Origin of the sequence: Pseudoalteromonas sp. MM1, from assembly GCF_030296835.1 — a bacterium.
GTDB lineage: Bacteria > Pseudomonadota > Gammaproteobacteria > Enterobacterales > Alteromonadaceae > Pseudoalteromonas.
On record NZ_AP027922.1, the window covers coordinates 301,261 to 325,163 of the forward strand.

The window sequence follows — 23,903 nt, forward strand, 5'->3', positions numbered from 1 at the left end:
GGTAGCATTGTGCAGCGTATTGTATTTGAACAATTTAGTGGTTATTTACAAGGGCAAGGTAAAAGCCGTTACACAATTAATAACTTAAGCTGGCAGGTAAATGCTGGCGAGCATTGGCTATTATTAGGTGCTAATGGCGCAGGTAAATCGGCATTGAGCGCCGCATTAACGGGTGAGGCTAAACAGCAAAGTGGTATTTTTAAAAGTACCTTCAATAACACGCAGCTTGTGTCATCTGATGTACAAAAGCAGTTAATAAAAAACGAAATAGAGCATGAACATCACTGCTCAGTAAAGGATTTTATTTTTCCCCAAAATGCTAGCTACAACCGTGAGCTACGTATAAAACTAATAGATGCCTTTAATTACAGCGCCCTTTTAGACAGGCATTTTAGAGATCTTTCTACTGGCGAAACTCGCAAACTCCTTCTCATAAATGCGTTGAGTAGTGGTGCTGATTTAGTGGTGCTAGATGAGCCATATGACGGCTTAGATAAACACTCGTGTGAGGTGCTAAACACTTTATTAGAAGCACTTAGCTCAACAATCAATTTTGTGTTTGTGCTAAATAGGCTTGATGAAATCCCTGCGTTTATTACTCATTACGCTTATGTAAATCAGGGACAGTTGCAGCATGTACTTAATAAGCCAACCGCAGAGCAGCGCGCTGATTTGATAAAGCTACTGCATATAACCCATACAGCTTTAGAAATACCTCAAGCAGATGTCTCCCAAGCTCGAGCAGAGTATACCGCCGATACATTGGTTAAACTTAGTAATGCCAAGGTTAGCTACGCAGGGGTTGATATATTTAAGAACCTCACTTGGCAAATTAATAAACACCAGCACTGGCAATTGAGTGGTAAAAATGGCTCAGGTAAAACCTGTTTATTAAATTTAATAACTGGCGATAACCCTCAATGCTATAGCAATGATATTCAAGTATTTGGTTTTAAACGCGGAAGTGGTGAAAGTATTTGGGATATAAAACAGCATATTGGATTTATATCAAATGCGCTGCATATGGATTATCGAGTAAGTATATCGGCATTGAATACGGTTATTTCTGGATTTTACGACAGCATTGGCTTATATCAAAAACCAAATGATTCACAAGTAAATATCGCCAAGCAGTGGCTTTCGTTAATAGGCTTAAGTGATAAGCAAAACACCTCATTTACCCAGCTTTCGTATGGCGATCAGCGTATGTTATTAATTGTACGCGCAATAGTAAAACATCCCACGTTACTTATTTTAGATGAGCCTTGTTTGGGGCTTGATGAAGCAAATAGGCAGCGGGTGTTAGTATTAATCGAGAAAGTATGTGCCGCAAATACCAGCACTGTAATTTATGTAAATCACCATGCGGCAGACAAAATTAAAGGGATTGAGCATTACTTAAAAATGGAAGATTTTAATTAAAGGCTGGGCTTATTATGCCCAACCTTTAGCGCCACTTTAAAGGCGAGTAACACTAAAACCTTTATCTTTTAACTGCTTTATTAAACCATGCTGCTCTGGCAAGTGTAGTGCACCTACAGCAATAAAGAGTTTTTCGTTAATCAGGCGCGGCACTAACTGCTCCACCCACTTATTATTACGATTAACTAGCATAACTTGCTCGCTTATTTCACCGTAGTTACTATCGTCAAAACTCATGTTGTAGTACGCGGTAAGCGTATCCATATCGCCATTTTTCCAAGCGTTTACGAGTTTGATAAAGTAGGTATTAATATCGGCAAGCTGCTCAAACGTTTCTTCAATCATTTCGTTACTTAATAGCGCCATACCATCAAACATTTGCAACTGCTGCTCTAGGGTTTCTAGCTCGCCTATTTTAATATTACGTTCTTTAGCATAAGCAAGTACTTGCTTATCTATGCCTGTTTGATCAGAGAAACCTGCATTTTGAAACTCAATCTGCATCATGGTGACCATTACAGCCCAAGGTTTAAGGCCATTAAACATAGCTATATCAATCGATTTTTTAGCAAAGTAATCTTTAAGCTTATTGTAGTTTTGTTTTGATAGTTCTGTTTGTAAGGTTTTGCCCTCTTTAAGCATCATAAAGGGCATTGAGCGCTGCTGCATTTGCAGTGGTGTGAGTTTACTAATATCTACTTCAACAATAACTTGATCGCTTTGATCTATAGCCTTAGTTATTTTTTCTGGTAAGCCTTTCATGCTGGCATCGCCCACATGAACTGTTCCAAACAAATACGAGCTAGTGCCGTTTTTTTCTACTTTAAACAATGCTGGCGCTGCGACACTATTAAAACTAGTTGTAATAAAAAGTGTCAGTATAAAAAACTGAGTAATTCGAGTGAGGGCTTGCATGGTTTGTCCTTAATCTAATTGAGTTGCCTAAATACTAACCTAAATTTACTTTATGGGTAGTGTTAAATTAAATGTAAGGGTATTACTTTTGTTATTTTGAGCATTAACTTTAAAGCCATTTAAATTGCATAAGCTTAGCACTATAGAAAGCCCTAAACCGTGCCGCTGATTATTAGTTCGTGAAGAATCGAGTTGATACAGTGGATCGAAAATAGCACTTAGCTCTTCATCGCTAAGTGGCCTGTCTATTTTATTACTTATTGAAATTGTTACACTATGCTCACTTTCGGTGGCATCTATAGTAATAGCTTGATCAGTTATACCGTAAAATAATGCATTGTCTATAAGGTTACATAAAATAGTATTTAAGCTAAATTCATCTGCAAAAATAGTTAGTTTATCATTGAGCATATTAGTAATACGCTCAGAAATATTTAGATGCTTAAAAGCGAGTTCTTCGATAACTTGCTTAGTTAAGTGCTTTAAAATGATGTTTTGTTTATTAAGCTCAATAGCGCTGCTGCTAGAGCGCTGTAATAACAGTAAATTATTTACAATAATCTTCATTCGCTGAGATATATTAAGTACGTCGCTGGTATATGTATCGCTAATGCGTTTATCGTTAGGATAGCGAAGCGCTACTTCAGAGAGACTAATGAGCTCGGCAATAGGGGTTTTTAGTTCGTGTGCGATATCGTTAGTTAGGCGCTTTTCACTGCTATAGAGCTTTTGATTTACAGTTATAAACTTATTGAGTTCGTTACGTATAGGCTCTAACTCTTCTACCTTTATGTCGCTTTCTATTGTTTGTGCAACGCCTGTAATATCAAGTATTTTTATTTGTTCATTTAAATTATTAAGCGGGAATAGACCTTTATTTACAATGCGAGTAACCAAGTAGCGCACGCCAAATACACCAAATATACACGTTAAAATAAATACAACATCTATAATTATGAGCACTTTATTTAGTTCATCAGTAGGGGCTGCTATTGCAAGTGTCATGCGGTTGAATACGTCTAAGCCTGTAGTGCTTTTATCACCTTTTTGTGCAATAAAATGACTTATAAGTGCACGGCCATCATGTCCGTTAGGAAGCTCAATATCGATTATTTTGGATTCATTTATTGGCATGTCTAAAAAAGGTAAGTTTGCGCCTGGAAATAAGTCGAGTGAATCAGAACGTTCAAATATCGCTTCTCCATGCCAAAGCTGATAAAACTCACTGGCTTGTGTATGTTCATATTCAGACATGAACTCGCCAGCAAAATCAAACTCTACATTGCCATTATCATCTTCTACCAATGTTTTTAAGTAATTTGCCTTATTTGTGAGCGACTGATTAAACTGATCTTCCACCCAAGTATCCACACTTATATCAACGGTTAAAAATATTGTGAATAAAATAACCGAGATCACGGCGCTAATATTATTAACGAGTTTACGTTTTATTGAGTGACTTTTATTTTGTTGTTGCGACATAGCCAAATCCACGTTTATTTTTTATTGGAAGCTCGCCATCAAACTGCCTTACTTTTTTACGTATGGTTGATATGTGTGCTTCAAGCGCATTTTTTGAAAGCATATCGAATTGCCCCACAACAGCTTCGCTTATAAGCTCTAAGCCTAAAACTCGTTCAGGTGAATTAAACAAGCATTCGATTATTTTGTACTCATTGCGGGTAAGCTCAATAGGGTGGTGCTTATACATGAGAGTTTTTAACGATAGATCTAAAATACAATCGCCAACAGTGAGCATGTTTTGTTGATTTTGTAGAGCACCTCTACGAAGTAGAGCCAAAACCCGTGCATGAAGCTCTTCAAACGAAAACGGCTTTGTAAGGTAATCGTCCGCACCTTTCATAAGGCCGTTTATGCGATCTTGTGCTTCGCTTTTAGCAGATAAAATAAGCACGCGGCTTTGGCTATTACTGCTGCGTAGTGCTTGTAAAATACTCATGCCATCAACACTCGGTAGCATTAAATCAAGCACGAGGAGGTCGTAATTTCCACTCAGTGCCATACTCAAGCCTTCTGAGCCATCACCGGTTTCATCTACGGTAAAACCTAGGTTACTAAGGCCTACTTGCAAACTGCGCCTTAGTGCTTCGGAGTCTTCAATTATGAGGATTTTCATGTTTGCTCGGTTTATAAAAATAGCCTTGTTACTTTAACAAGGCTTTATAATCAAGTCACTTTGTTAATGATACCAGCCGTTTGTATAAGCTAGGTTGCCTAAGTTGGCATGGGCGAGGGCTTTTTTAATCAGTTGCTCATCGTTTTCACATGGCACAAGCTTGTTATTACTGTATGTATAGGTGGTTGCTGGTTTTTGTGGTTGTAACACCACCACTTTATTACCGTGCATATAAGCAAAGTTTTTGTCGTATTGCATCATAGCACGTTGTTTGTTATCGCTAATTGGCTTTGATAAATCATGCCCTATCATTGGGTGTTCGCCACTTGCACCAATTAAAGAGAGTAAAGTTACGGGAATATCGAGTTGGCTGGCTAGTTGGTCATCGCGTTTGTGAGCTATACCTTTGCCAAAAATAACAGCTGGAATTCTAAAGTGATCAACCGGGACCAAATTAGAGCCCGATACTCGCGAGTCGTGATCGGCAATAACAATAAATACGGTGTTGTCCCAGTAGCTTGATTTTTTAGCTTTTTCGATAAATGTACCTAGTGCATAATCGGCATATTTTGCAGCATTATTTCGGGTTTGCTTTTGTTTGTCGTACAGCGTTATTTTGTTATCTGGAAAATCATAGGGACTGTGATTAGAGCTTGAAAATATAAGGCTAAAAAAGGGTTTATTCTGTTTTTCAAGTTTAGTGAGCTCGAGATCGGCTTGATCATATAAGTCTTCGTCTGATGCGCCCCATGAACCATTAAAGTCTATTTTATTAAAGTTATTCGTATCTACAATATCTTTAAAACCATTACCTAAAAAGAAGCTTCGCATGTTATCAAAATGGCTTTCGCCACCATAAATAAACTGGGTGTTGTAATTTTTCTTAGCTAAAAAATCAGCAATGGTAAAAAAATTATGTTGTGATTTATCAAGCTTAACGACCGCACGCGAAGGTGTGGGTGTAAATCCTGTAATTACCGCCTCAATTCCTCGCACCGAGCGCGTACCTGTGGCGTATAAATTGTCAAACCCCCAGCCTTGTTTATAAAGGGCATCAATATTAGGTGTAAGCGGTAAACCGCCAAGTGTACCTACGTAACGGGCACCTAAACTTTCTTGTAAAATAATGACTAGATTTTTTGGTTTGCCTGTATTGCTTGCTGCATGAAATGTTTTTGTTGGTGCGGTTAAGTCACTAAATGCGGCTTGTGTATTTTGCATATTATTACGCACAATACTAAGTAGCTCATTTGTAGGCATTTTCCCGAAATAGTCTTGGCTTGATTGCTCGTTAGAGAGTTGTTTGAGCGCAAATACGACGCTATAAAGTGAGTTCAGAGTTAAATCGTTAAGTAAGTGATCGGTAGAAAACGAGACCATAGCTGGGTTTAGCGGCCTATGCCCTAATGAATTACGCGCGCCTAAAATAGTCAAACATACTAAAACTAATGCTAAAACTGATTGATTTAGCCTCGTTAGTGATGACTTACTTTGCCATTGATGACTAAATACTTTACTTGCAAACTTACAGCTTAAAACAAGTGTTATAACAACAATCACTACGTCTAGCTTATAGCCTGAAAAAATCATTTTTGAGATTTCTTTAGGGTAAATTAAATACTCTATAAATAAGCGGTTTGGGCGCAAATCGTATTCGTTTATAAACGTAGGAGTAATCACTTCAAAAAAAACGAGTAAAGCAGACATCGCTACTAAGTAAATTTTAATGAGGCCGCATACTTTGTTTTGCCAATTTATGCTTTGCATAACTAAAGTCAGTAGTAATGCAGGCATAATAATGTAGCTTAAAGTCGCTATATCTACTCTTAGGCCACCTATAAATATAGAAAGCCATGCATGCGATCCAAATACACGCTCACCTTGCCATACGCTCAACCCAAAACGGGCAAGAGTTAAAAAACTCAGAGCTAAAATAGTAAATACAACAAGAATCCACACAGGGCCAAATACTTGCTTGACTTTAGAATTATTACTTTTAAGCGTTAAGCCCATAATACAGCCCACCAAATAAGAGCTGTAATTAGCATGGCTATAAACACACTGGCTGAGGCAATATCTTTAGCGAGCCCCGAAAGCTCATTATATTCGCTGCCAATTCTATCAACCACAACCTCAACGGCTGTATTTACCAGCTCAGCAAACAATACAAAAAGCAGGCTGGCTATCAGTAATAACTTGTCGCTTAATGCAATGTCTTGTAACCACACAAACACTCCAAGTAACGAAAACAGTGCTAGCTCTTGTTGAAACGCCGCTTCAAATCGACTCATCCATTTTAAGCCGTTAAAAGAATGGTTTAAGGTAAAAATAAGGCGCATTAAGCCTTGGCGTTTTATAACGGTTTTATTGCTCATAGTTTTATTTCGCTTGTTGTTTGGCAGTGAGCAAGTAAATCAAGGGATGCCTGATATGTTTTGCTTTTAATGCCAATTAAATTTAAAAGGGTGTGGAAAATATTGTTGTGTGAGCGTGCAGCTCGGGTGTCTAAATTAGCTAAACAGGCATTCGTAATGCGCTGATTATGCTCATCAGCCCACATATAAAGAGGAACGTGCGTTTGTGTGCTAGGTGCAAAGCTATACGGAAAACCATGTAAATAAGCCCCAGCTTCGCCAAGTGATTCACCATGATCAGAGACATATAAAAACTGCTTATCTATGTTTTTTGGCAGCGCTTTTAACTGCTCAATTACCTGGGCGTTAACATAGTCGCTGTACGCAATTGTGTTGTCGTAGGTATTAACTAATTCATCGAGTGAGCAGTTTTGAATGTCGCTTCTGTCGCACGTGGGCTTAAATTGCTTAAATTTATCTGGGTAGCGCTTAAAGTAGGTGGGTCCGTGTGAGCCCATCATATGCAGGACGATCACGGTGTTAGCTTGGCTTAAATTAGCGAGTTTACGTTTAAGTGGAGCAATAAGTGCTGCATCAAAACAATATTTCCCATCGCAAAGCGCTGATGCAGTGGTTGAGATATCAATGTTAACAACACGGGTGCATACGTTTTTACAGCCGCTGTTGTTATCAACCCACAGCACATCGCTGCCAGCTTGTTGTGCAAGGTCAATCAGGTTTTGTTGGTTATCGGCCGTTAATCGATCGAAGTTATCATGTGTTTGCAGCGAAAACATACACGGCACAGACACCGCTGTTGCCGTACCGCATGATGCGACATTATTAAAATACGTTACATTATGCTTTTGTGTATAGGGATTGGTGTTGCGTTTATATCCCTGGTAAGCAAAGTTGTCTGCTCGTGCGGTTTCGCCAACAACTATAACTGTTACGCTGGGAATCGTCGGCTCAATTAGGGTAGGTGCTGCATCTATACTTTTAAATTTTATATTGGAGTACAACAGTTGATCGCGCATATATTTATAACCGCTAGAGAGGTACTGAAATGGAATGATTTCTTTTTTCAAAATGCGATTATTACGGCCAGTGGCTGCGTAGTCGGCGTAAAAGTTCACAACAACTAAAGTAATTAATAAGCAGCACGCTAGAATAAGCTTTATACGGCTAATCGCTTCTTGGTGGGGGCGAGTGAAATGTATTTTCACTTTGCTTAATATAAAAACAGGTAACGCACAAAATAGCAGTAAAAAGCCTATGAGCTGCGGGTTTAAATAGCTCAACGCTTCGCTTGAATCTGTTTCGAACGTGTTTTGAATCATTGAATAGTCAAACACGACGCCGTAATTTAATGAGCCATAAAGTACAGCGCTTGAAATTATCAGTAATAGGTAATTTATGGGTTTTAGTAACCACCTAACCGATACAATCGAAAAGAAAATAATTAAAAGACATAACAATAGCAGCGGGACTGAAAATAAAAACAGCCATGAAAAAGACGCAAGTGAGGTAATGGCGCTAAACGAACCTTGAATAAAAGGAATGTTTATAACTAAACAGTAATAACAAGCAATCATTACTACAAAGGTGTTTGCACTACAGTGAATATAAAACCGTTTACTACGATTTGGCTTTTTTTGTACGGGTGTATGGTTAAGTGCGTTCATATTTAGGCTCGTTTAAAATAACAACGCCATGCTATGCAACAACACTTAAGAATTGCTTAAGAGAACCTACGCATTCCCTGAAGAGAATAAATAAATTTTATTTGTAAAAAAACCTCAAAAATTAATCAAACCATAAATGAGAGATTTAAGAATAGTGAATTTCTAAGCTTGAAATTTAAGCATAAAAAATTCTTTAAATAGATTTGTGATGAATTTAAAAACCACTTAATTTGAATTTTAGCGTTTTTTTTGAATTGAGTTGGTGTTGACTTAAGCGGCTCAGCGCGGTACTAATACATAACAGAGCGAAAGATTACCTTTCGTAACAAATGATTTAAATTTGGTATTAATTACATGCTTACAAATGCACTTAACCTAGTCCTGATTATTATCGTGGTGATTATTCCCGCGAGGGCTTCGTAGTGCTATAAACTTAAGCATTAAAAAGCCCTCCGCACCTAACCGTTCGGAGGGCTTTTTAGTTTTAAGCACAAAGTTTTAAAGATTTTAGCTATAAGTTTTAAGTAAGTATGTAATTGGGTTGTCACTGAGGAATGAGGATTTATTAATGACAGGCGCAGAACTAACAATCGATTTATTAGCCAAGCACGGCGTAAATGAAGTATTTGGCTACCCTGGCGGAGCTATTATGCCCATTTACGATGCGCTGTATGGCGCGCCTGTAAAGCATTACCTTACTCGCCACGAGCAAGGCGCTGGCTTTGCCGCTGTAGGTTATGCTCGCAGCACAGGAAAATTAGGTGTGTGTTTTGCTACCTCAGGGCCAGGCGCTACTAACTTAATAACAGCACTTGCCGATGCGATGATGGATTCAGTGCCATTGTTAGCAATTACTGGCCAAGTACCTACTGCCGCTATTGGCTCAGATGCATTTCAAGAAGTAGATGTATTAGGTATGTCGCTTTCGTGTACAAAACACAGTTACATGGTAGAGCGAGCAGAAGATTTAGCCGAAATATTACAAGAAGCTATGCACTTAGCTCAAAGTGGTCGCCCAGGCCCAGTGCTTGTAGATATTCCAAAAGATATTCAAATGGCGCAAGTGCCTTTTAAACCTTGGTTAGCCGCTGATGAATATTTACCGCAGCTTGATCTAAAGCAAGTGGCCATTGCAAATCAGTTATTAAGTGAGGCAAAGCAGCCTGTTGCGTATGTTGGTGGCGGTGTACAAGCCGCTGATGCACAAAATGAGTTAATGCAGTTTTTAAACAAAACACAAATGCCAGCGGTATCAACATTAAAAGCGTTAGGCAGTGTATTACCTGATTACGAGCACTACTTAGGAATGCTAGGCATGCATGGTACACAAGCCGCTAATATTGCAGTCCAAGAGTGTGATGTATTAGTGTGTATAGGCGCTCGCTTTGATGACCGCGTTACCGGCAACTTAGCCAAATTTGCAGCCAAAGCAAAAGTAATTCATTTAGATATTGATGCGGCTGAGGTTGGTAAACGTAAACCTGCTAAAGCGTCATTAATTGCTGATTTAAAAACATCATTACCGGCTCTTGAGTGCTTTGCGACACCTAAAGCTTGGTGTGATAAAAATAAAGAAATGAATAGTAAGCATGCTTGGCGTTACGATTACCCAGGCGAAAAAGTATTTGCCCCGTATTTATTGAACCAATTAAGCCAGCGTATGCCAAAAACAGGCGTAGTTTGCTGCGATGTGGGTCAGCACCAAATGTGGGTAGCGCAACACATGAAATTTAGCCATCCGAGCAACCATTTAAGTAGTGGTGGCGCAGGCACTATGGGCTTTGGTTTACCAGCGGCTATTGGCGCACAAGTGGCGCGCCCAGACGATTTTGTAATAACTGTGTCGGGTGATGGCTCAATCATGATGAACATCCAAGAGCTTGCCACTATTCGCCGTAATAATTTACCAGTAAAAATACTAATATTAGATAACCAGCGCTTAGGTATGGTTCGTCAATGGCAGGAGCTGTTTTTTGAAGGTCGTTACTCTGAAACTAACTTGTCAGATAACCCTGACTTTGTTCAATTAGCCGCAGTATTTGGTATTCCTGGGCAAACGATCACCAAAGCCAACGAAGTTGACGATGCAATAACAGCATTAGTTAATAGCAAAGGCCCGTATATTTTACATGCCTGTATAGATGATAAAGAAAATGTATGGCCGCTTGTACCACCTGGGGCTGCAAATGACGAAATGATTACGGAGAAAGCACAATGAAACACAGCTTAACAATTGCATTGAAAAATCAAAGTATTGCGGTGGAGCGCTTTTTACGTGTTGTGCGTCACCGTGGTTTTGACCTTACGCATTTTCAGCTTAATACAGATGAAGCTCAATATACGATAGCAATGACGGTCGATAGCGATAAGCCTATTCACTTATTAACCAGCCAGCTAAACAAGTTGGTCGACGTGAAAGAAATCAGTTTAGAAAATTTACAGCAACAAGCAGTGTAACTGCCAACGAAACACATTTACGCGTTACTGAATACAACATTCAGTAACTCAACAATTTTTAGAATGAGGAATGCCCGCTTACACAGCGGCAAAACAGAGGTAACTATGGCTAAATTAAGAAGTGCAACAACAACTGAAGGACGTAAACGCGCAGGCGCACGTGCATTATGGCGCGCAACAGGCATGACCGACACCGACTTTGGTAAACCTATTATTGCTGTAGTTAACTCGTTTACGCAATTTGTACCAGGGCATGTGCACCTTAATCAGTTAAGTGAGCTAATGGCTGAAACAATCACTCAAGCAGGTGGTGTACCAAAAGAATTTAATACCATTGCAATAGATGATGGTATCGCAATGGGCCACGGCGGCATGCTTTACTCACTGCCTTCGCGTGACTTAATTGCTGACTCTGTTGAGTATATGGTTAACGGCCACTGCGCCGATGCGATGATCTGTATTTCTAACTGTGACAAAATCACCCCAGGCATGATGCTTGCCGCGCTGCGCTTAAATATACCGGTTATTTTTGTATCGGGTGGCCCAATGGAAGCGGGTAAAACAAAACTTGCGAACATCGATATTAAGCTCGATTTAGTTGATGCCATGGTAAAAGGCGCTGATGAAACAGTCAGTGATGCCGATTCTGAGCAAGTAGAGCGCTCTGCGTGTCCTACCTGTGGCTCGTGTTCAGGTATGTTTACTGCAAACTCAATGAACTGTTTATTAGAGGCTATTGGCCTTGCACTACCGGGTAACGGTACAACGCTTGCAACCCATAAAGATCGCAAGCAGTTATATGTAGAGGCGGGTGCTCGCATTGTTGATTTATGCCGTGAGTACTACCAAAAAGATAACCACGATGTGTTACCTCGCGCTATTGCTAACAAAACAGCCTTTATGAACTCTATGGTGGTTGATATTGCTATGGGTGGTTCATCTAACACCGTATTGCATTTATTAGCAGCCGCACAAGAAGCCGGTGTAGATTTTGATATGTCGCACATTGACGAGCTATCTCGTAAAACACCTTTTTTATGTAAAGTGGCGCCTGCTACAGCGCAATACCATATTGAAGATGTGCACCGCGCTGGTGGCATGATGGCAATTGTACGTGAGCTAGGTAAAGCTGGTTTAGTTGATTTATCGGTAAATCATGTTGCGGGTATGACGATGGGTGAGCTTGTTAAAAAATGGGATGCCACAGATCCAAATAACGAAGCTGCACAAAAGTTTTATCGTGCAGGTCCTGCGGGCATTCGTACTACCAAAGCAATGAGCCAAGAGTGCCGTTGGGATGAGGGCGATAACGACCGTGAAAACGGCTGTATCCGCAGTGTTGAGCACGCATTTAGGCAAGATGGCGGCTTGGCTGTGCTGTCTGGTAACTTAGCGGTTGATGGCTGTATTGTAAAAAGTGCAGGCGTTGTTGACGAAATGCTGCATTTTGAAGGCACCGCTGTAGTATACGAGTCACAAGATGATTCAGTAGAAGGCATTTTAAACGACGAAGTAAAAGCCGGCGATGTTGTGGTTATTCGTTACGAAGGCCCTAAAGGCGGCCCAGGTATGCAAGAAATGCTATACCCAACGAGCTACTTAAAATCAAAAGGTCTTGCTGAAAAATGTGCCTTGATCACCGATGGCCGTTTCTCGGGCGGCACCTCTGGTTTATCAATTGGCCATGTGTCGCCAGAGGCGGCAAGTGGCGGCGCTATTGCGTATGTTGAAAATGGCGACAAAATTATTATTGATATCGCAACACGTGAAATCACCCTGGCATTAACTGATGAAGAGCTAGAAGCGCGCAAACAAAAGCAACTAGCCCGTGGTAAGCAAGCGTACAAGCCGCTTGATCGTGACCGCTATGTATCGTCGGCATTAAAAGCGTATGCATTACTGGCAACCAGTGCCGATAAAGGCGCAGTACGTGATTTAGCCAAATTGGAGGAGCTTAGCTAATTATGGTTTCTCAAGAGCTCGATTATTTTCGCGCTATTATTCAAGCCAATATGGAACCGCTGGCTAAAGTAACTGAGGTGAGCGAAATGCGCGACCTCAGTGATAAATTAGGCAACCATGTTTGGTTAAAGCGTGAAGATCAACAGCCCGTGTATTCGTTTAAACTACGCGGTGCTTATAATAAATTAAACAAGTTACCAAAAGGGTCGGTAGTTATTACGGCATCTGCGGGTAACCATGCACAAGGTGTGGCGCTTAGTGCTTCACATCTTGGCCATAAAGCCACTATTGTTATGCCTGTTACCACGCCTGAAATAAAAGTTAGTGCGGTACGTGCGCTGGGCGGTGAAGTGGTTTTACATGGCCATCATTTTGATGCAGCAAAAGCGCACGCTCTTGAACTAACAGAGCAACGTAATGGCGTATTTGTACCGCCTTTTGATGACCCAGACGTAATTGTGGGGCAAGGCACTGTAGCCCGCGAGCTTATGCAGCAACTCAATGAGCTTGATGCGGTATTTATACCTGTTGGCGGTGGTGGTTTACTTGCTGGTATGGCGGTTTATATCAAATCATTACGTCCCGATATAAAAGTTATTGGCGTAGAAGCCGACGAAAGTGCGTGTTTACAAGCTGCGCTTAAAGCGGGTGAGCCAGTAGAGCTTGATCGCGTTGGCAGTTTTGCAGACGGTGTTGCTGTTAAAATTATTGGCAGTGAAACATTTCGCCTAGCGCAAAAATTTTGCGATGAAGTTGTAACTGTCAGTGGCGATGAAATTTGCGCCGCCATGCAAGATATTTTTGTCTCTACTCGTGCAATTTCGGAGCCCTCAGGGGCCCTTGCAACCGCAGGGCTTAAAAAGTGGAGCCAACAATCTGGCTTAAAAGGGCTGCATTTAGCAGCGGTGCTTTCGGGAGCTAACTTAAACTTTGACCGCTTACGTTATGTAGCAGAGCGCACCGCGCTTGGTGAAAAAAACGAAGCGTTACTTGCGGTAACGATTAAAGAAGAAAAAGGCAGCTTTAAGCAGTTTTGTGCATCTTTAGGTGGCCGTGCTATTACCGAGTTTAACTACCGTTATGCAGGCCCAGGTGAAGCACAAATATTTGTGGGTATTGCCCTGCGCCAAGGTGAGCAAGAACTCAACGAGCTAAAACAAGACCTAACTAACAACGACTACCAATTTTGCGATTTATCAGATAACGAACTCGCAAAATTACATGTACGTTATATGGTAGGGGGCAAAGCGCCGGAGCAGTTGCACGAAAGGTTATTACGGTTTGAATTTCCAGAATACCCAGGAGCGCTAGCACGCTTTTTAGATACCTTAGGTAGCAATTGGAATATTACTTTGTTCCATTACCGTAATCATGGTGGCTCAATCGGAAATGTACTGGCGGGCTTTGCTATTGAGCCTAGCCAATTTGAGATGTTTAACGAGCATTTAAACCGCTTAGGTTACAGTGTGCAAGACGAAACACATAACCCGTGTTTTACGCAGTTTTTAACCTCTCAGCCACACAGCTCAAACGTTGACAACGTAGCCTCAGCTTAAGGCTTCATAAGCAAGTATGCACCTTTGCATGCTTGCTTTATTGTGTGTTTTAAATATAGTTACAACTAATTACTACTATTTGGAACACTCAGTTGCTTATTAAAGGATTAATACTTGCAAGCTTGCTTTTTTGCAGCCAACTAATGGCTCAAGAATCAGTCACTTTACAACTTAAATGGACCCACCAATTTCAGTTTGCCGGCTATTACATGGCTCAGCAAAAAGGCTATTACAAAGACGCCGGACTTAATGTCACCATACGCGAAGCCAATCCTAAAATGCCTGATACTTTTACTCCTGTAGCAACTGGAGAAGCTCAGTTTGGGGTGGCGCATTCGGGTATTTTACAACAAAGAGTAAACGGCCAACCGCTTGTTGCAATGGCGGCTATTTTGCAATTTTCCCCATACTGTTGGATGGTAAAAGACAGCTCTGATATTTTTCACCCTCGCGATTTTACCGCTAAACGTATTACCGAGGTAAGTAAAAAAGACAGTACCGAGCTGTTAGTCATGCTAAAACGCAGCGGCATTGACACAACGACTTTAGACGTTTTTGAAGGCGATGAGCCTGCACTGCAAGCGTGGCAAGAAAACAAACTTGATGCAATGCAAGTGTATATTACAACTCAGCCTTATTTTATGACTCAGCAAGGGGTGTCACACCGCCTTATATGTCCGCAGCGTTATGGTATGGATGTATACGGTGATGTGCTATTTACCAGCGAATCAATGCTTAAAAAGCACCCACAAACGGTCGAAAAGTTTTATCAAGCGAGTTTAAAAGGTTGGCGTTATGCCTTAATGAATATGGATGAAGCCATAGCAATTACTCAGCAATTGTATGCGCCAAACAAAAGTTTTCATCAGCTAGCCTACGAGGCCGAAGTATTGAAAGACTACATATTGCCGCCGACGACCCAATTAGGGAATATGTCGATGGCCAAATGGCGCTTAATTGCAGATTATTATGGTATTAAGCAAACCCAATTTAACGAGCACAAAGCGAGATTTGTTTATAAATACCAAGAGCCGGAGCAATTACAGCTGTCGTGGATGCTAATAGCCGCTTTTATTGTAAGTATTATTTCAATCCCGCTTTATTTGCGTTTAATACTCGCAAAAAAATAACCACTTAATGCTGGTCTGCGCAGCTGGTATAATTAACCGCCTTTTTACTATTTTAAGTTGTTATGAACCTAGCTGAGCAGTTTGCAGCACTCGATGCAGTGCTAATGAATACCCGCGAATATTGGCAATGTACAGCATTTGATTTTGATGAATTACCGTGGCCTGAGCTTCAAGCGGTGTTACATAACTTATCAGATGAGGATGTAGCAAGGCTTGATAACGATCAGCAACAGCTTTATCAATTTTTTAGCCCGTTTATCAAAGGGGTAGAGCAACTAGCTGGGCTGTGTGATTTACCAAAAAATCAGCATCATCGTAGCGAATACCCGTTTTGGATAAGTAACGGTATTAAAGGACGTAAGTTTGAGCAACTGCAAGACTTTGTTTCAGCATTACCATATACAACACAACCTGTTTTAGAGTGGTGCGCCGGTAAAGGGCATTTAGGACGCATGCTTGCTTTTAATGGCGCGCAAAGTGTGCGCAGTGTTGAGCTACAAGCACACCTATGTGAGCAAGGTCAGCACAGTGCTCAGCAGCAAGGTTTAGCTATGCAATTTAGCCAAGCAAATGTACTTGAAGATGATATAAGCCACTTTTTTAATACAGATACACATGCGGTTGCACTGCATGCGTGTGGCGCACTGCATCAAACATTTATGCAACAAGCAAGTAAGGCAGGAGTTAAACGCATTAGCTTTTCGCCGTGTTGTTATCACTTATTTACTGACAATAATTACCAGGCAATGAGCGAGCCTGCCCTTACTAGTAAGCTCAATTTAACGCATCGTGATTTAAAACTGGCGCTGCAAGAAACGGTTACAGCCCCTTCACGTGTAGCTAAAATACGAAAAACCGAGGTGGAGTGGCGCTTAGGGTTTGACGCACTTCGAAAGTCTATTACTAACGAGCAGTTTTACGTAAGTGTGCCATCGGTTAACAAAGCTGTATTTTCAGACTCATTTGCACAATTTTGTGCATGGGCGAGTGATAAAAAATCGATAAACATCCCTAAAAACACAGATTACGATAAGTTTTTATTAATTGGTAAGGCGCGTAAAAAAGTAACAGAGCGAATCGAACTGGTTCGACATGTGTTTAGAAGAGCAATAGAAGTTTGGCTTGTGCTCGATCGTGCTTTATATTTGCAACAGCAAGGTTACACGGTTTCTGTGACAACCTTTTGTGAGAAGCAATTAACCCCTCGCAACATTTTGATTCTTGCTAGTACGCAATAAGATAACGCCTTTAGCTATTTTTATTGGGTGTAATTTCCGTCCTTGATTTAAAAAGAGATGCAATGAGAAAGTTAAAGAATTTATTCGAAAATAATAAGCGTTGGGCTGCACGTACAACTGAAGCAAATCCTGATTTTTTTAAAATTTTGTCAATGCAGCAAAATCCTGAATATTTATGGATTGGGTGTTCAGACTCTCGGGTGCCTGCAAATCAAATTGTTGATTTATTACCAGGTGAACTATTTGTACACCGCAATGTGGCTAATGTAGTAGTACATACTGACCATAACTGTTTATCGGTAATGCAGTACGCGGTAGAGGTACTTAAAGTAAAACATATTATGGTGGTGGGACACTACGGCTGTGGCGGTGTTCAAGCGGTATTAAATAACGCTAAATTTGGTTTTATTGATAACTGGTTACGCCATGTCGGGGATGTAAAAGAAAAACACTTAGCGCAGCTTAATGCAATGGATGAGCAACAGCGTTTAAGTCGCTTAATTGAACTAAATGTTATTGAGCAAGTACGCAATGTGTGTAGAACAAACATAGTGCAAGATGCATGGGATAAAGGGCAAGAGCTCACAATACACGGTTGGGTGTATGGATTAGAAAACGGCCACTTACATGACTTATCATCGGTAGTAACCTGTGCTGACGAAGAAGGCGATGTGTATAAAAAAGCTGTTGCTCATGTACTCGCTAAAGCCGGTTGTGAGTAATTTAAGTAATGACTAAAACGGCGATAATCATAGGGGCAACAGGGGTTGTGGGGAGTGAGCTATTAGCGCTTTTGCTGCAAAATCCTGAGTTTTGTAAAGTGGTTGCTATTACTCGCCGTAGGCTGGAGGTTGAACATTCTAAGCTTATTAATCCGGTGATTGATTTTGATTGTTTAACTAACTACTGCGCGTTATTTAAAGGGGATGTACTTTTTTCGTGTTTAGGCACGACTAAAAAGCAGGCTGGCTCAACCGCGGCGCAACGTAAAGTTGATTTTGATTATCAGTTTATTGCGGCGCAAATGGCAGCAAACAATGCAGTGAGCCATTATTGCTTGGTGTCATCCAGCGGCGCGAGTGCGCATAGCATAAGCCCTTACTTAAAAATGAAAGGCGAGCTTGAGCAGCACATAAAAACGTTGGGCTTTGCAAAAGTCAGTATATTCCAGCCATCTTTATTAATCGGTGAGCGAAACGACACACGAATAGCTGAGCAAGTAGGCGCATTTGTGTTACCTGTTATTACTCAACTTCCTTTTTTAAAACGTTATAAACCTATTGCGGGCAAGCAAGTGGCGCTAAAAATGTGTGCTGTGAGTTTGGCGCAGCAACAACCACTGCAATACTATGTATTAGATGCATTGTTTAATACATAGTGAGTAGATATTAAAGTTAAAAGCAAAAAAGCAGCCTTGGCTGCTTTTTTTGTGGCTGAGTATGCATATGTAAATACGTGCTACTCGGCGTTATTTTTAGCATTTAGTTGTTGCTCTAGTAACGCAACTTTTGCTTCAAGCTCAGTGAGTTTCTCACGAGTACGAATAAGTACTTGGCTTTGCACATCAAATTCTTCGCGGCTAACAAAGTCCATTTCAGCCAGCTTATTTTGTAAAACTTGTTTGGTTTTACCTTCCAGTGTATCTGCTAGGTTTTTTACACCTTGCGGCATGTTATTAGTGATTTGCTTAGCAATTTCTTCAAGTTTTGCTGGATTGATCATAATCGTCCCTTGCTGTTGCCCTAAAATGATAATGACTAATATTACCTTATACCTAAGGTATTTAATACATGATCACCCCAATGGAATTAATTAATCTAATGGCTATGCCTGTATCTGCGGTTACGGTAAAATTAGCTGCCTTTTAAAACTCCATGGTCGTTATGAAACTCAATCCAAAACAAGATGAAGCAGTAAAATATATTAGTGGTCCGTGTTTAGTACTCGCGGGTGCAGGCTCAGGTAAAACGCGTGTAATCACTAACAAAATTGCTTATTTGGTGCAAAAGTGCGAGTACAAAGCACGTAATATTGCGGCGGTAACGTTTACCAATAAAGCGGCCAAAGAGATGCGTGAGCGTGTATTGCAAACGCTTAATAAGCAAGAGGCAAAAGGATTATGGGTATCAACCTTTCATACCCTTGGGCTTGAAATAATAAAAAAAGAACTTAAAACGCTTGGTTTTAAAGAGGGTTTTTCACTGTTTGATGACCAAGATACTAACCAGTTACTAGGTGAGCTAACCGAAGACGAGCTTAAAAAAGACAAAGACCTACTTAATCTATTAAAAATGCAAATAGGCAGCTGGAAAAACGAATTAATTTTGCCAGAGCAAGCTATACGCGAAGCGCGCGATGCACAAAAGGCGTTATTTGCGCAGCTTTACGCGCGTTATCAAAATCAGTTGCGAGCGTATAATGCACTGGATTTTGACGATTTAATTATGATCCCAACCTTATTACTTAGTAGCAATGCCACCTCACGAGAGCGCTGGCAACAGCGATTTAGGTATTTGCTGGTGGATGAATATCAAGATACCAATACCAGCCAATACCAGCTTGTTAAGTTATTAGTAGGCGAGCGAGCGCGTTTTACTGTGGTAGGGGATGATGACCAATCTATTTATTCGTGGCGCGGAGCTCGCCCCCAAAACTTGGTACTGTTAGGTAAAGATTACCCAGGCCTAAGACTCATAAAGCTTGAGCAAAACTACCGCAGTGCCCAGCGTATCCTTAAAGCAGCAAATATTTTAATTGCCAATAACCCGCACGATATCGAAAAAAAGCTATTTAGTGAGCTTGGCTACGGCGAGCCAATTAAAGTGATTGGCTGCAGGGATGAAGAGCATGAGTGCGAGCGAGTGGTTGCTGAAATAATTTCGCATAAATTTATGAAGCGCACCAGCTATAAAGATTACGCTATTTTGTATCGCGGTAATCACCAGGCACGCGGTTTTGAAAAATCATTAATGAGTAACCGTATACCCTATAAAATTAGTGGGGGTATGTCGTTTTTTTCGCGTTCAGAAATTAAAGATATTATGGCGTATTTACGCTTACTGGTTAACCAAGACGACGATAATGCTTTTTTACGCATTGTTAATACGCCGCGTCGCGAAATAGGCACAGTCACGCTTGAAAAGCTTGGAACGCTTGCAAACGAAAAGCACCAAAGTTTATTTGCCACTTGTTTTGATAACGATTTAGGCTACCGACTTAAAGGCCGTGGCTTAAATGCGCTTTCGGGATTTGCACGTTGGGTTGTTGAACTTTCAGATAACGCAGTGCGTAGCGATACACTTGAAGCAGTAAAAGACTTAGTTCGTAACATTAACTACGAAGCGTACTTATATGAGTCATCGCCAAGTGCTAAAGCGGCAGAAATGCGCATGAAAAACGTCTCTGAGCTGTATCGTTGGATCACTGATATGCTCACAGGCGATGCCGATAACGAACCGATGACCTTGCCTGAAGTGGTCAGCAAATTAACGCTTCGCGATATGCTAGAGCGTAACGAGGAAGAGGATGAGTCTGATGCGGTACAGTTACTCACTTTGCATGCATCTAAAGGTTTAGAATATCCGTACGTGTTTATGGTCGGTATGGAAGAGGGGTTATTGCCTCACCAAGTAAGTATTGACGAAGAAAACGTAGATGAAGAGCGCCGTTTAGCATACGTAGGGATCACACGAGCCCAGCAAGAGCTGACCTTGACGTATGCAAAAATACGTCGTCAGTTTGGTGAAACCTCGCAAACAGAGCTAAGCCGCTTTGTGCAAGAGTTACCACAAGATGACTTAGCGTTTGAAAACAAAAAAGCCCCCAGTTCGCAAGCTGAGCGCATGGAAAAAGGCCAAGCACGGGTTGCTAACTTAAGGGCGATGCTTAAAAAGCCTAGTTAATAAACTGCGCGGCGTTGTTATTAGCCGCTACTGGCTCCGATAAGCCTTGCTGCTTAGCAACAAATAAGTTTAGTCCGTATTTATCAAGCAAGGCTCTAAAGTTGAGTATAGAAGGTCCTTTGGCTATTACTTTTATGCCTTTAAGCTGAGTGATTGCTAATACGCCTTGTAATTGTAAGTTAAAGCTTTCTTGTTGCAGTACGCGTTTACTAAATGTTGAGCTAAGTAGTACATAATCGAAGTTGATGTCGGTCAGTGCATTTAGCTCACAACGATCTTTTGCAAAGTTATTTAAGCCAATGCTGTAGCCAAACTGTGAGAGCTTTTTAAGGTTCTCTAGCTGACTGGCACAGGCATAACGTATTTCTTGGTCATCAAACAATAAACACAGTTGGCTTTGCCCCTGCAGTTTACTTAATACCTCAGTAAATAAATTAAATTTAAGCGCTTCTAAAAGTAACCCTGAGCATGGCAATAATATCATTGCCACATTTGCTGCTAAGCCATGGGCGTAGGCGTGTTGTAATAGCTCTAATTCAACCTGTAGGTGCTGCTCTTTGTCGATTGCAAACTTTTTTAGTATATCAAAACTGGTACAGCCTAATATAGGGTGTTCACCAAATGCTTCAAATAGTGATTCGGGTTGCTGTTGCTCATCAAGGTTTATAATATCTGCGCTTCTAAAGCTCATCGGGAGTGAATCAAGGTGGTGCTGTGCTGGAGATTCTGTACTTGTTAGTGTTTGCGTTAATAGTGGGTGGAAAAGCTCATACCGGTCACGCCCTGCATTTTTAGCATAATACATAGCAGCGTCGGCATCACGAATAATTTCATCGGTATGTTGATAGCTCGAATTTGAGTACGTTATACCAATACTTGCACCACTTTGAATACAGGTACCTTTACTGCAAAAGGGTTTTTTCATTATATTAATAATACGATTAGCCACATCTTCTGCTTGTTGTAGCTCTGTTAAGTGAGTGAGCAAAATTACAAATTCATCACCACCAAGTCGAGCGAGTAAATCGTGTTCGCGAATACAATGGGAAAATAAATCAGCCACACTTATTAAAAATTGATCACCAGCTTGATGGCCTAATTGATCGTTTATATCTTTAAACTTATCTAAATCAATAAATAAAACAGCAAAGTGATGTTCAGGAAAACGATGGTAATGCTGCAGTGTTTTTTCTAGCTGGGTTAAAAACAGGCTGCGATTAGGGAGGCCCGTTAATGAGTCATGATGTGCATCATGATAAAGTTGCTGTTCTACTTTTTCGCGTTCATCAATTTGCATCTGTAAATGTAGGTTAGCTTGTTGCAGCGCTTTTGTTTTTTCGTTAACTCTATACTCTAACTCCTGATGGCTAGACTTAAGTGCTTGGGTGGCTAGCTTTGTTTGTAAAACCGTGGCAATTTGATGCGATACAAATGTAATAAGCTCACAGTCATCTTTGCTAAAAATATGATTATCATTATACGCTTGGCATGCAATTAAGCCGATAACCCCCTGCGATGTTTTAAGCGGTGCCCCTAACCAGCTGGTAGCCATTTGTTCTTCTGGAATAGGTTTATTACGCTGCACTTGGCCGCTTTCTAATAGTTCTTTGGCTCTACTGGGATGAATAAGTTGAGTTTGTTCGCTACTAATAACCAGTTCGCTATAACCTTTTGCAAACTGCCTAGGCTCGGTGTTGTCTTTAAATTCATCCACACAGTACGGGAAGCTAATCCAACCAGTCTTTTTGTTATAAAGTGCAATGTATAAGTTTTCTGCGTATGTAATGGTTTTTATTATTTGATGAATTTTTACATAGGCATCATCTAAGTTTTGCGCTTGCGTTGCCAACTCCGATATTTTAAACAAAATTTGTTGGCGTTGTAGTGCGCGTTTTCGTTGTTCAATTTCTAGATTTAACGCATCATTACTTTGTGTAAGTGCACGGGTACGAATTTTTACTTCCGATTCTAGTAACTCCCTTTTTTTAACCCGCTCTATGGCTGTCGCTAAATATAAAGACATAACTTCAAGCAAATGCACTTGCTGGCTGCTGTAATCCTGGTGTTTATCGTAACTTTGTGCAGCAAGTACGCCAATAATATTTTGTTCTTGATAGATAGGGACACCAACCCAATACTCAGCAGGGGAGCCAAGTGCTTTAAATAAACCGTTTTGTGCAGCGCTTTGCATCTCTTGTTTGGTAAAACAGGTGGTTTTGCCAAGCTTATAAACGTAGCCTGTAGCGCCTTCTTCAAAACTATTATCTTGATTGAGGGCGACTGATATACCATCTTTTTCATCGCAAAAATAAGAAAGTTCAAGGGCTTGAGTATATTGATTGGCAAGCACCACATAAAAGCTTTTGCTAGGCAGGTATGCTTGTAAAATGTCATGGATAGCGGGGTAAAGTAAGGTTAATTCGGCAACAGAACTTGCCTGCTCTGATAGCTGGATCAGGGCATTTTGTAGGTGGTGAGATTGCTTATACTTTTCTAATAGCGCTTTAAGACGTTTATTTTGGTGCGCTAGTTTACTTAGGTCAGCGGGCTTATCTTCCAATGACATGAATCATATTATTTTATTATTGTATGTTTATTAAACGTATAATTTCACTTTTAGTTGCGATCGTCAAGTAACTAATGCCCTTAAACAGCAACTAAAAATTAGTGCAGAAATAAAAAAAGGCCTATTAAAAAATAGACCTTTTTAAAATTAATCACCTGATTTATCAGAGGGTTAATTAAATTATTTAGCTGTCATGAAATCAATGGCTGCGCTAATTTCATCATCAGAACAATCCATACATGTTCCTTTTGGCGGCATCGCATTAAAACCGTTGATGGCGTGCTCTAGCAGCACATCTTTACCTTTAGCGATACGCGGTGCCCAGTCATCAGCTGATTTAGGTGCACCTAGTGCGCCAGTACCGTGACAGGCAAAACATGCGCCTTGGTACACTTGCTCACCAGAGCGAGGGCCAGTAGGCGCTGCGGCTGCAGCAGCTTTCTCACCTTCAAGATAAACAGCGCCAACTGGTGCTAAACGTTTTTTAATCGCATCTTCAGTCATAGAGTTATCATATGGCTGTGCGTATGCGGTGGTTGCTAGCACTAGTAATGCTGCAGCTGATAGTTTTTTCATTTT

At 40.7% G+C, this 23,903-nt stretch carries 19 protein-coding genes; 10 read left to right on the forward strand and 9 right to left on the reverse strand.

Annotated elements, in window-relative coordinates; all coding sequences use genetic code 11:
- Positions 1-9: 9 nt before the first annotated feature.
- Positions 10-1,422 (forward strand): ATP-binding cassette domain-containing protein, encoded by a 1,413-nt coding sequence (locus QUE46_RS01370; protein WP_286245900.1) that lies wholly within the window; start codon positions 10-12, stop codon positions 1,420-1,422.
- A 36-nt stretch (positions 1,423-1,458) separates the two neighbouring features.
- Here the strand turns inward: QUE46_RS01370 and QUE46_RS01375 are convergent, their stop codons facing one another.
- The 6 genes from QUE46_RS01375 to QUE46_RS01400 all read right to left on the reverse strand — a co-directional run bounded on the left by QUE46_RS01375 (position 1,459) and on the right by QUE46_RS01400 (position 8,513).
- Entirely contained in the window at positions 1,459-2,337 is an 879-nt protein-coding gene (locus QUE46_RS01375; RefSeq protein WP_286245901.1) for a TraB/GumN family protein, read from the reverse strand.
- A 45-nt stretch (positions 2,338-2,382) separates the two neighbouring features.
- Positions 2,383-3,819: a sensor histidine kinase KdpD gene (locus tag QUE46_RS01380; protein ID WP_286245902.1), complete on the reverse strand. Its 1,437-nt coding sequence runs from the start codon at positions 3,817-3,819 to the stop codon at positions 2,383-2,385.
- Positions 3,800-4,474 carry a response regulator transcription factor gene (locus tag QUE46_RS01385; RefSeq protein WP_055014544.1) on the reverse strand — a complete coding sequence of 225 codons (675 nt, stop codon included), beginning with the start codon at positions 4,472-4,474 and terminating at the stop codon, positions 3,800-3,802. Before QUE46_RS01385 ends, QUE46_RS01380 begins: the two co-directional genes overlap by 20 nt.
- Positions 4,475-4,537: 63 nt before the next feature.
- Complete coding sequence (locus tag QUE46_RS01390; protein WP_286245903.1) at positions 4,538-6,487, reverse strand: LTA synthase family protein; 1,950 nt, start codon at positions 6,485-6,487, stop codon at positions 4,538-4,540.
- A complete protein-coding gene (locus QUE46_RS01395; protein WP_055014546.1) occupies positions 6,478-6,849 on the reverse strand; it encodes a diacylglycerol kinase in 372 nt (123 codons plus the stop codon). The genes QUE46_RS01390 and QUE46_RS01395 overlap by 10 nt, the downstream gene beginning before the upstream one ends.
- Positions 6,846-8,513 carry a phosphoethanolamine transferase gene (locus QUE46_RS01400; protein WP_286245904.1) on the reverse strand — a complete coding sequence of 556 codons (1,668 nt, stop codon included), beginning with the start codon at positions 8,511-8,513 and terminating at the stop codon, positions 6,846-6,848. Before QUE46_RS01400 ends, QUE46_RS01395 begins: the two co-directional genes overlap by 4 nt.
- Before the next feature lie 568 nt (positions 8,514-9,081).
- Here QUE46_RS01400 and ilvG point away from each other — a divergent pair.
- From ilvG to QUE46_RS01440, 8 genes are all read left to right on the forward strand, one after another.
- Entirely contained in the window at positions 9,082-10,731 is a 1,650-nt protein-coding gene (gene ilvG, locus QUE46_RS01405; protein WP_286245905.1) for an acetolactate synthase 2 catalytic subunit, read from the forward strand.
- The gene (gene ilvM, locus QUE46_RS01410) at positions 10,728-10,970 is read left to right on the forward strand and encodes an acetolactate synthase 2 small subunit (RefSeq protein ID WP_004589295.1); all 243 of its coding nucleotides are present in this window, start codon (positions 10,728-10,730) and stop codon (positions 10,968-10,970) included. Before ilvG ends, ilvM begins: the two co-directional genes overlap by 4 nt.
- Before the next feature lie 105 nt (positions 10,971-11,075).
- Positions 11,076-12,932, forward strand: coding sequence for a dihydroxy-acid dehydratase (gene ilvD / locus QUE46_RS01415; protein WP_286245906.1), 1,857 nt, complete (start codon positions 11,076-11,078; stop codon positions 12,930-12,932).
- A gap of 2 nt (positions 12,933-12,934) precedes the next feature.
- Positions 12,935-14,488 (forward strand): threonine ammonia-lyase, biosynthetic, encoded by a 1,554-nt coding sequence (ilvA, locus tag QUE46_RS01420; protein WP_286245907.1) that lies wholly within the window; start codon positions 12,935-12,937, stop codon positions 14,486-14,488.
- Positions 14,489-14,631: 143 nt separating this feature from the next.
- Positions 14,632-15,618 carry an ABC transporter substrate-binding protein gene (locus tag QUE46_RS01425; protein ID WP_286245908.1) on the forward strand — a complete coding sequence of 329 codons (987 nt, stop codon included), beginning with the start codon at positions 14,632-14,634 and terminating at the stop codon, positions 15,616-15,618.
- A gap of 62 nt (positions 15,619-15,680) precedes the next feature.
- Positions 15,681-16,856, forward strand: coding sequence for a methyltransferase (locus QUE46_RS01430; RefSeq protein ID WP_286245909.1), 1,176 nt, complete (start codon positions 15,681-15,683; stop codon positions 16,854-16,856).
- A 62-nt stretch (positions 16,857-16,918) separates the two neighbouring features.
- The gene (gene can / locus QUE46_RS01435) at positions 16,919-17,578 is read left to right on the forward strand and encodes a carbonate dehydratase (protein WP_286245910.1); all 660 of its coding nucleotides are present in this window, start codon (positions 16,919-16,921) and stop codon (positions 17,576-17,578) included.
- An 8-nt stretch (positions 17,579-17,586) separates the two neighbouring features.
- Positions 17,587-18,234 carry an NAD-dependent epimerase/dehydratase family protein gene (locus tag QUE46_RS01440; protein WP_286245911.1) on the forward strand — a complete coding sequence of 216 codons (648 nt, stop codon included), beginning with the start codon at positions 17,587-17,589 and terminating at the stop codon, positions 18,232-18,234.
- 80 nt (positions 18,235-18,314) lie between these two features.
- Here QUE46_RS01440 and QUE46_RS01445 read toward each other — a convergent pair whose 3' ends face one another.
- Positions 18,315-18,578 carry an accessory factor UbiK family protein gene (locus QUE46_RS01445; RefSeq protein WP_286245912.1) on the reverse strand — a complete coding sequence of 88 codons (264 nt, stop codon included), beginning with the start codon at positions 18,576-18,578 and terminating at the stop codon, positions 18,315-18,317.
- 161 nt (positions 18,579-18,739) lie between these two features.
- Here QUE46_RS01445 and rep point away from each other — a divergent pair, with 161 nt between their 5' ends.
- Positions 18,740-20,758: a DNA helicase Rep gene (gene rep / locus QUE46_RS01450; RefSeq protein ID WP_286245913.1), complete on the forward strand. Its 2,019-nt coding sequence runs from the start codon at positions 18,740-18,742 to the stop codon at positions 20,756-20,758.
- Here rep and QUE46_RS01455 read toward each other — a convergent pair.
- Positions 20,751-23,324: a diguanylate cyclase domain-containing protein gene (locus QUE46_RS01455; RefSeq protein WP_374761388.1), complete on the reverse strand. Its 2,574-nt coding sequence runs from the start codon at positions 23,322-23,324 to the stop codon at positions 20,751-20,753. The two genes, rep and QUE46_RS01455, sit on opposite strands and share 8 nt — an antisense overlap.
- Before the next feature lie 180 nt (positions 23,325-23,504).
- Positions 23,505-23,900 carry a cytochrome c5 family protein gene (locus tag QUE46_RS01460; RefSeq protein ID WP_286245914.1) on the reverse strand — a complete coding sequence of 132 codons (396 nt, stop codon included), beginning with the start codon at positions 23,898-23,900 and terminating at the stop codon, positions 23,505-23,507.
- Between the last annotated feature and the right edge of the window lie 3 nt (positions 23,901-23,903).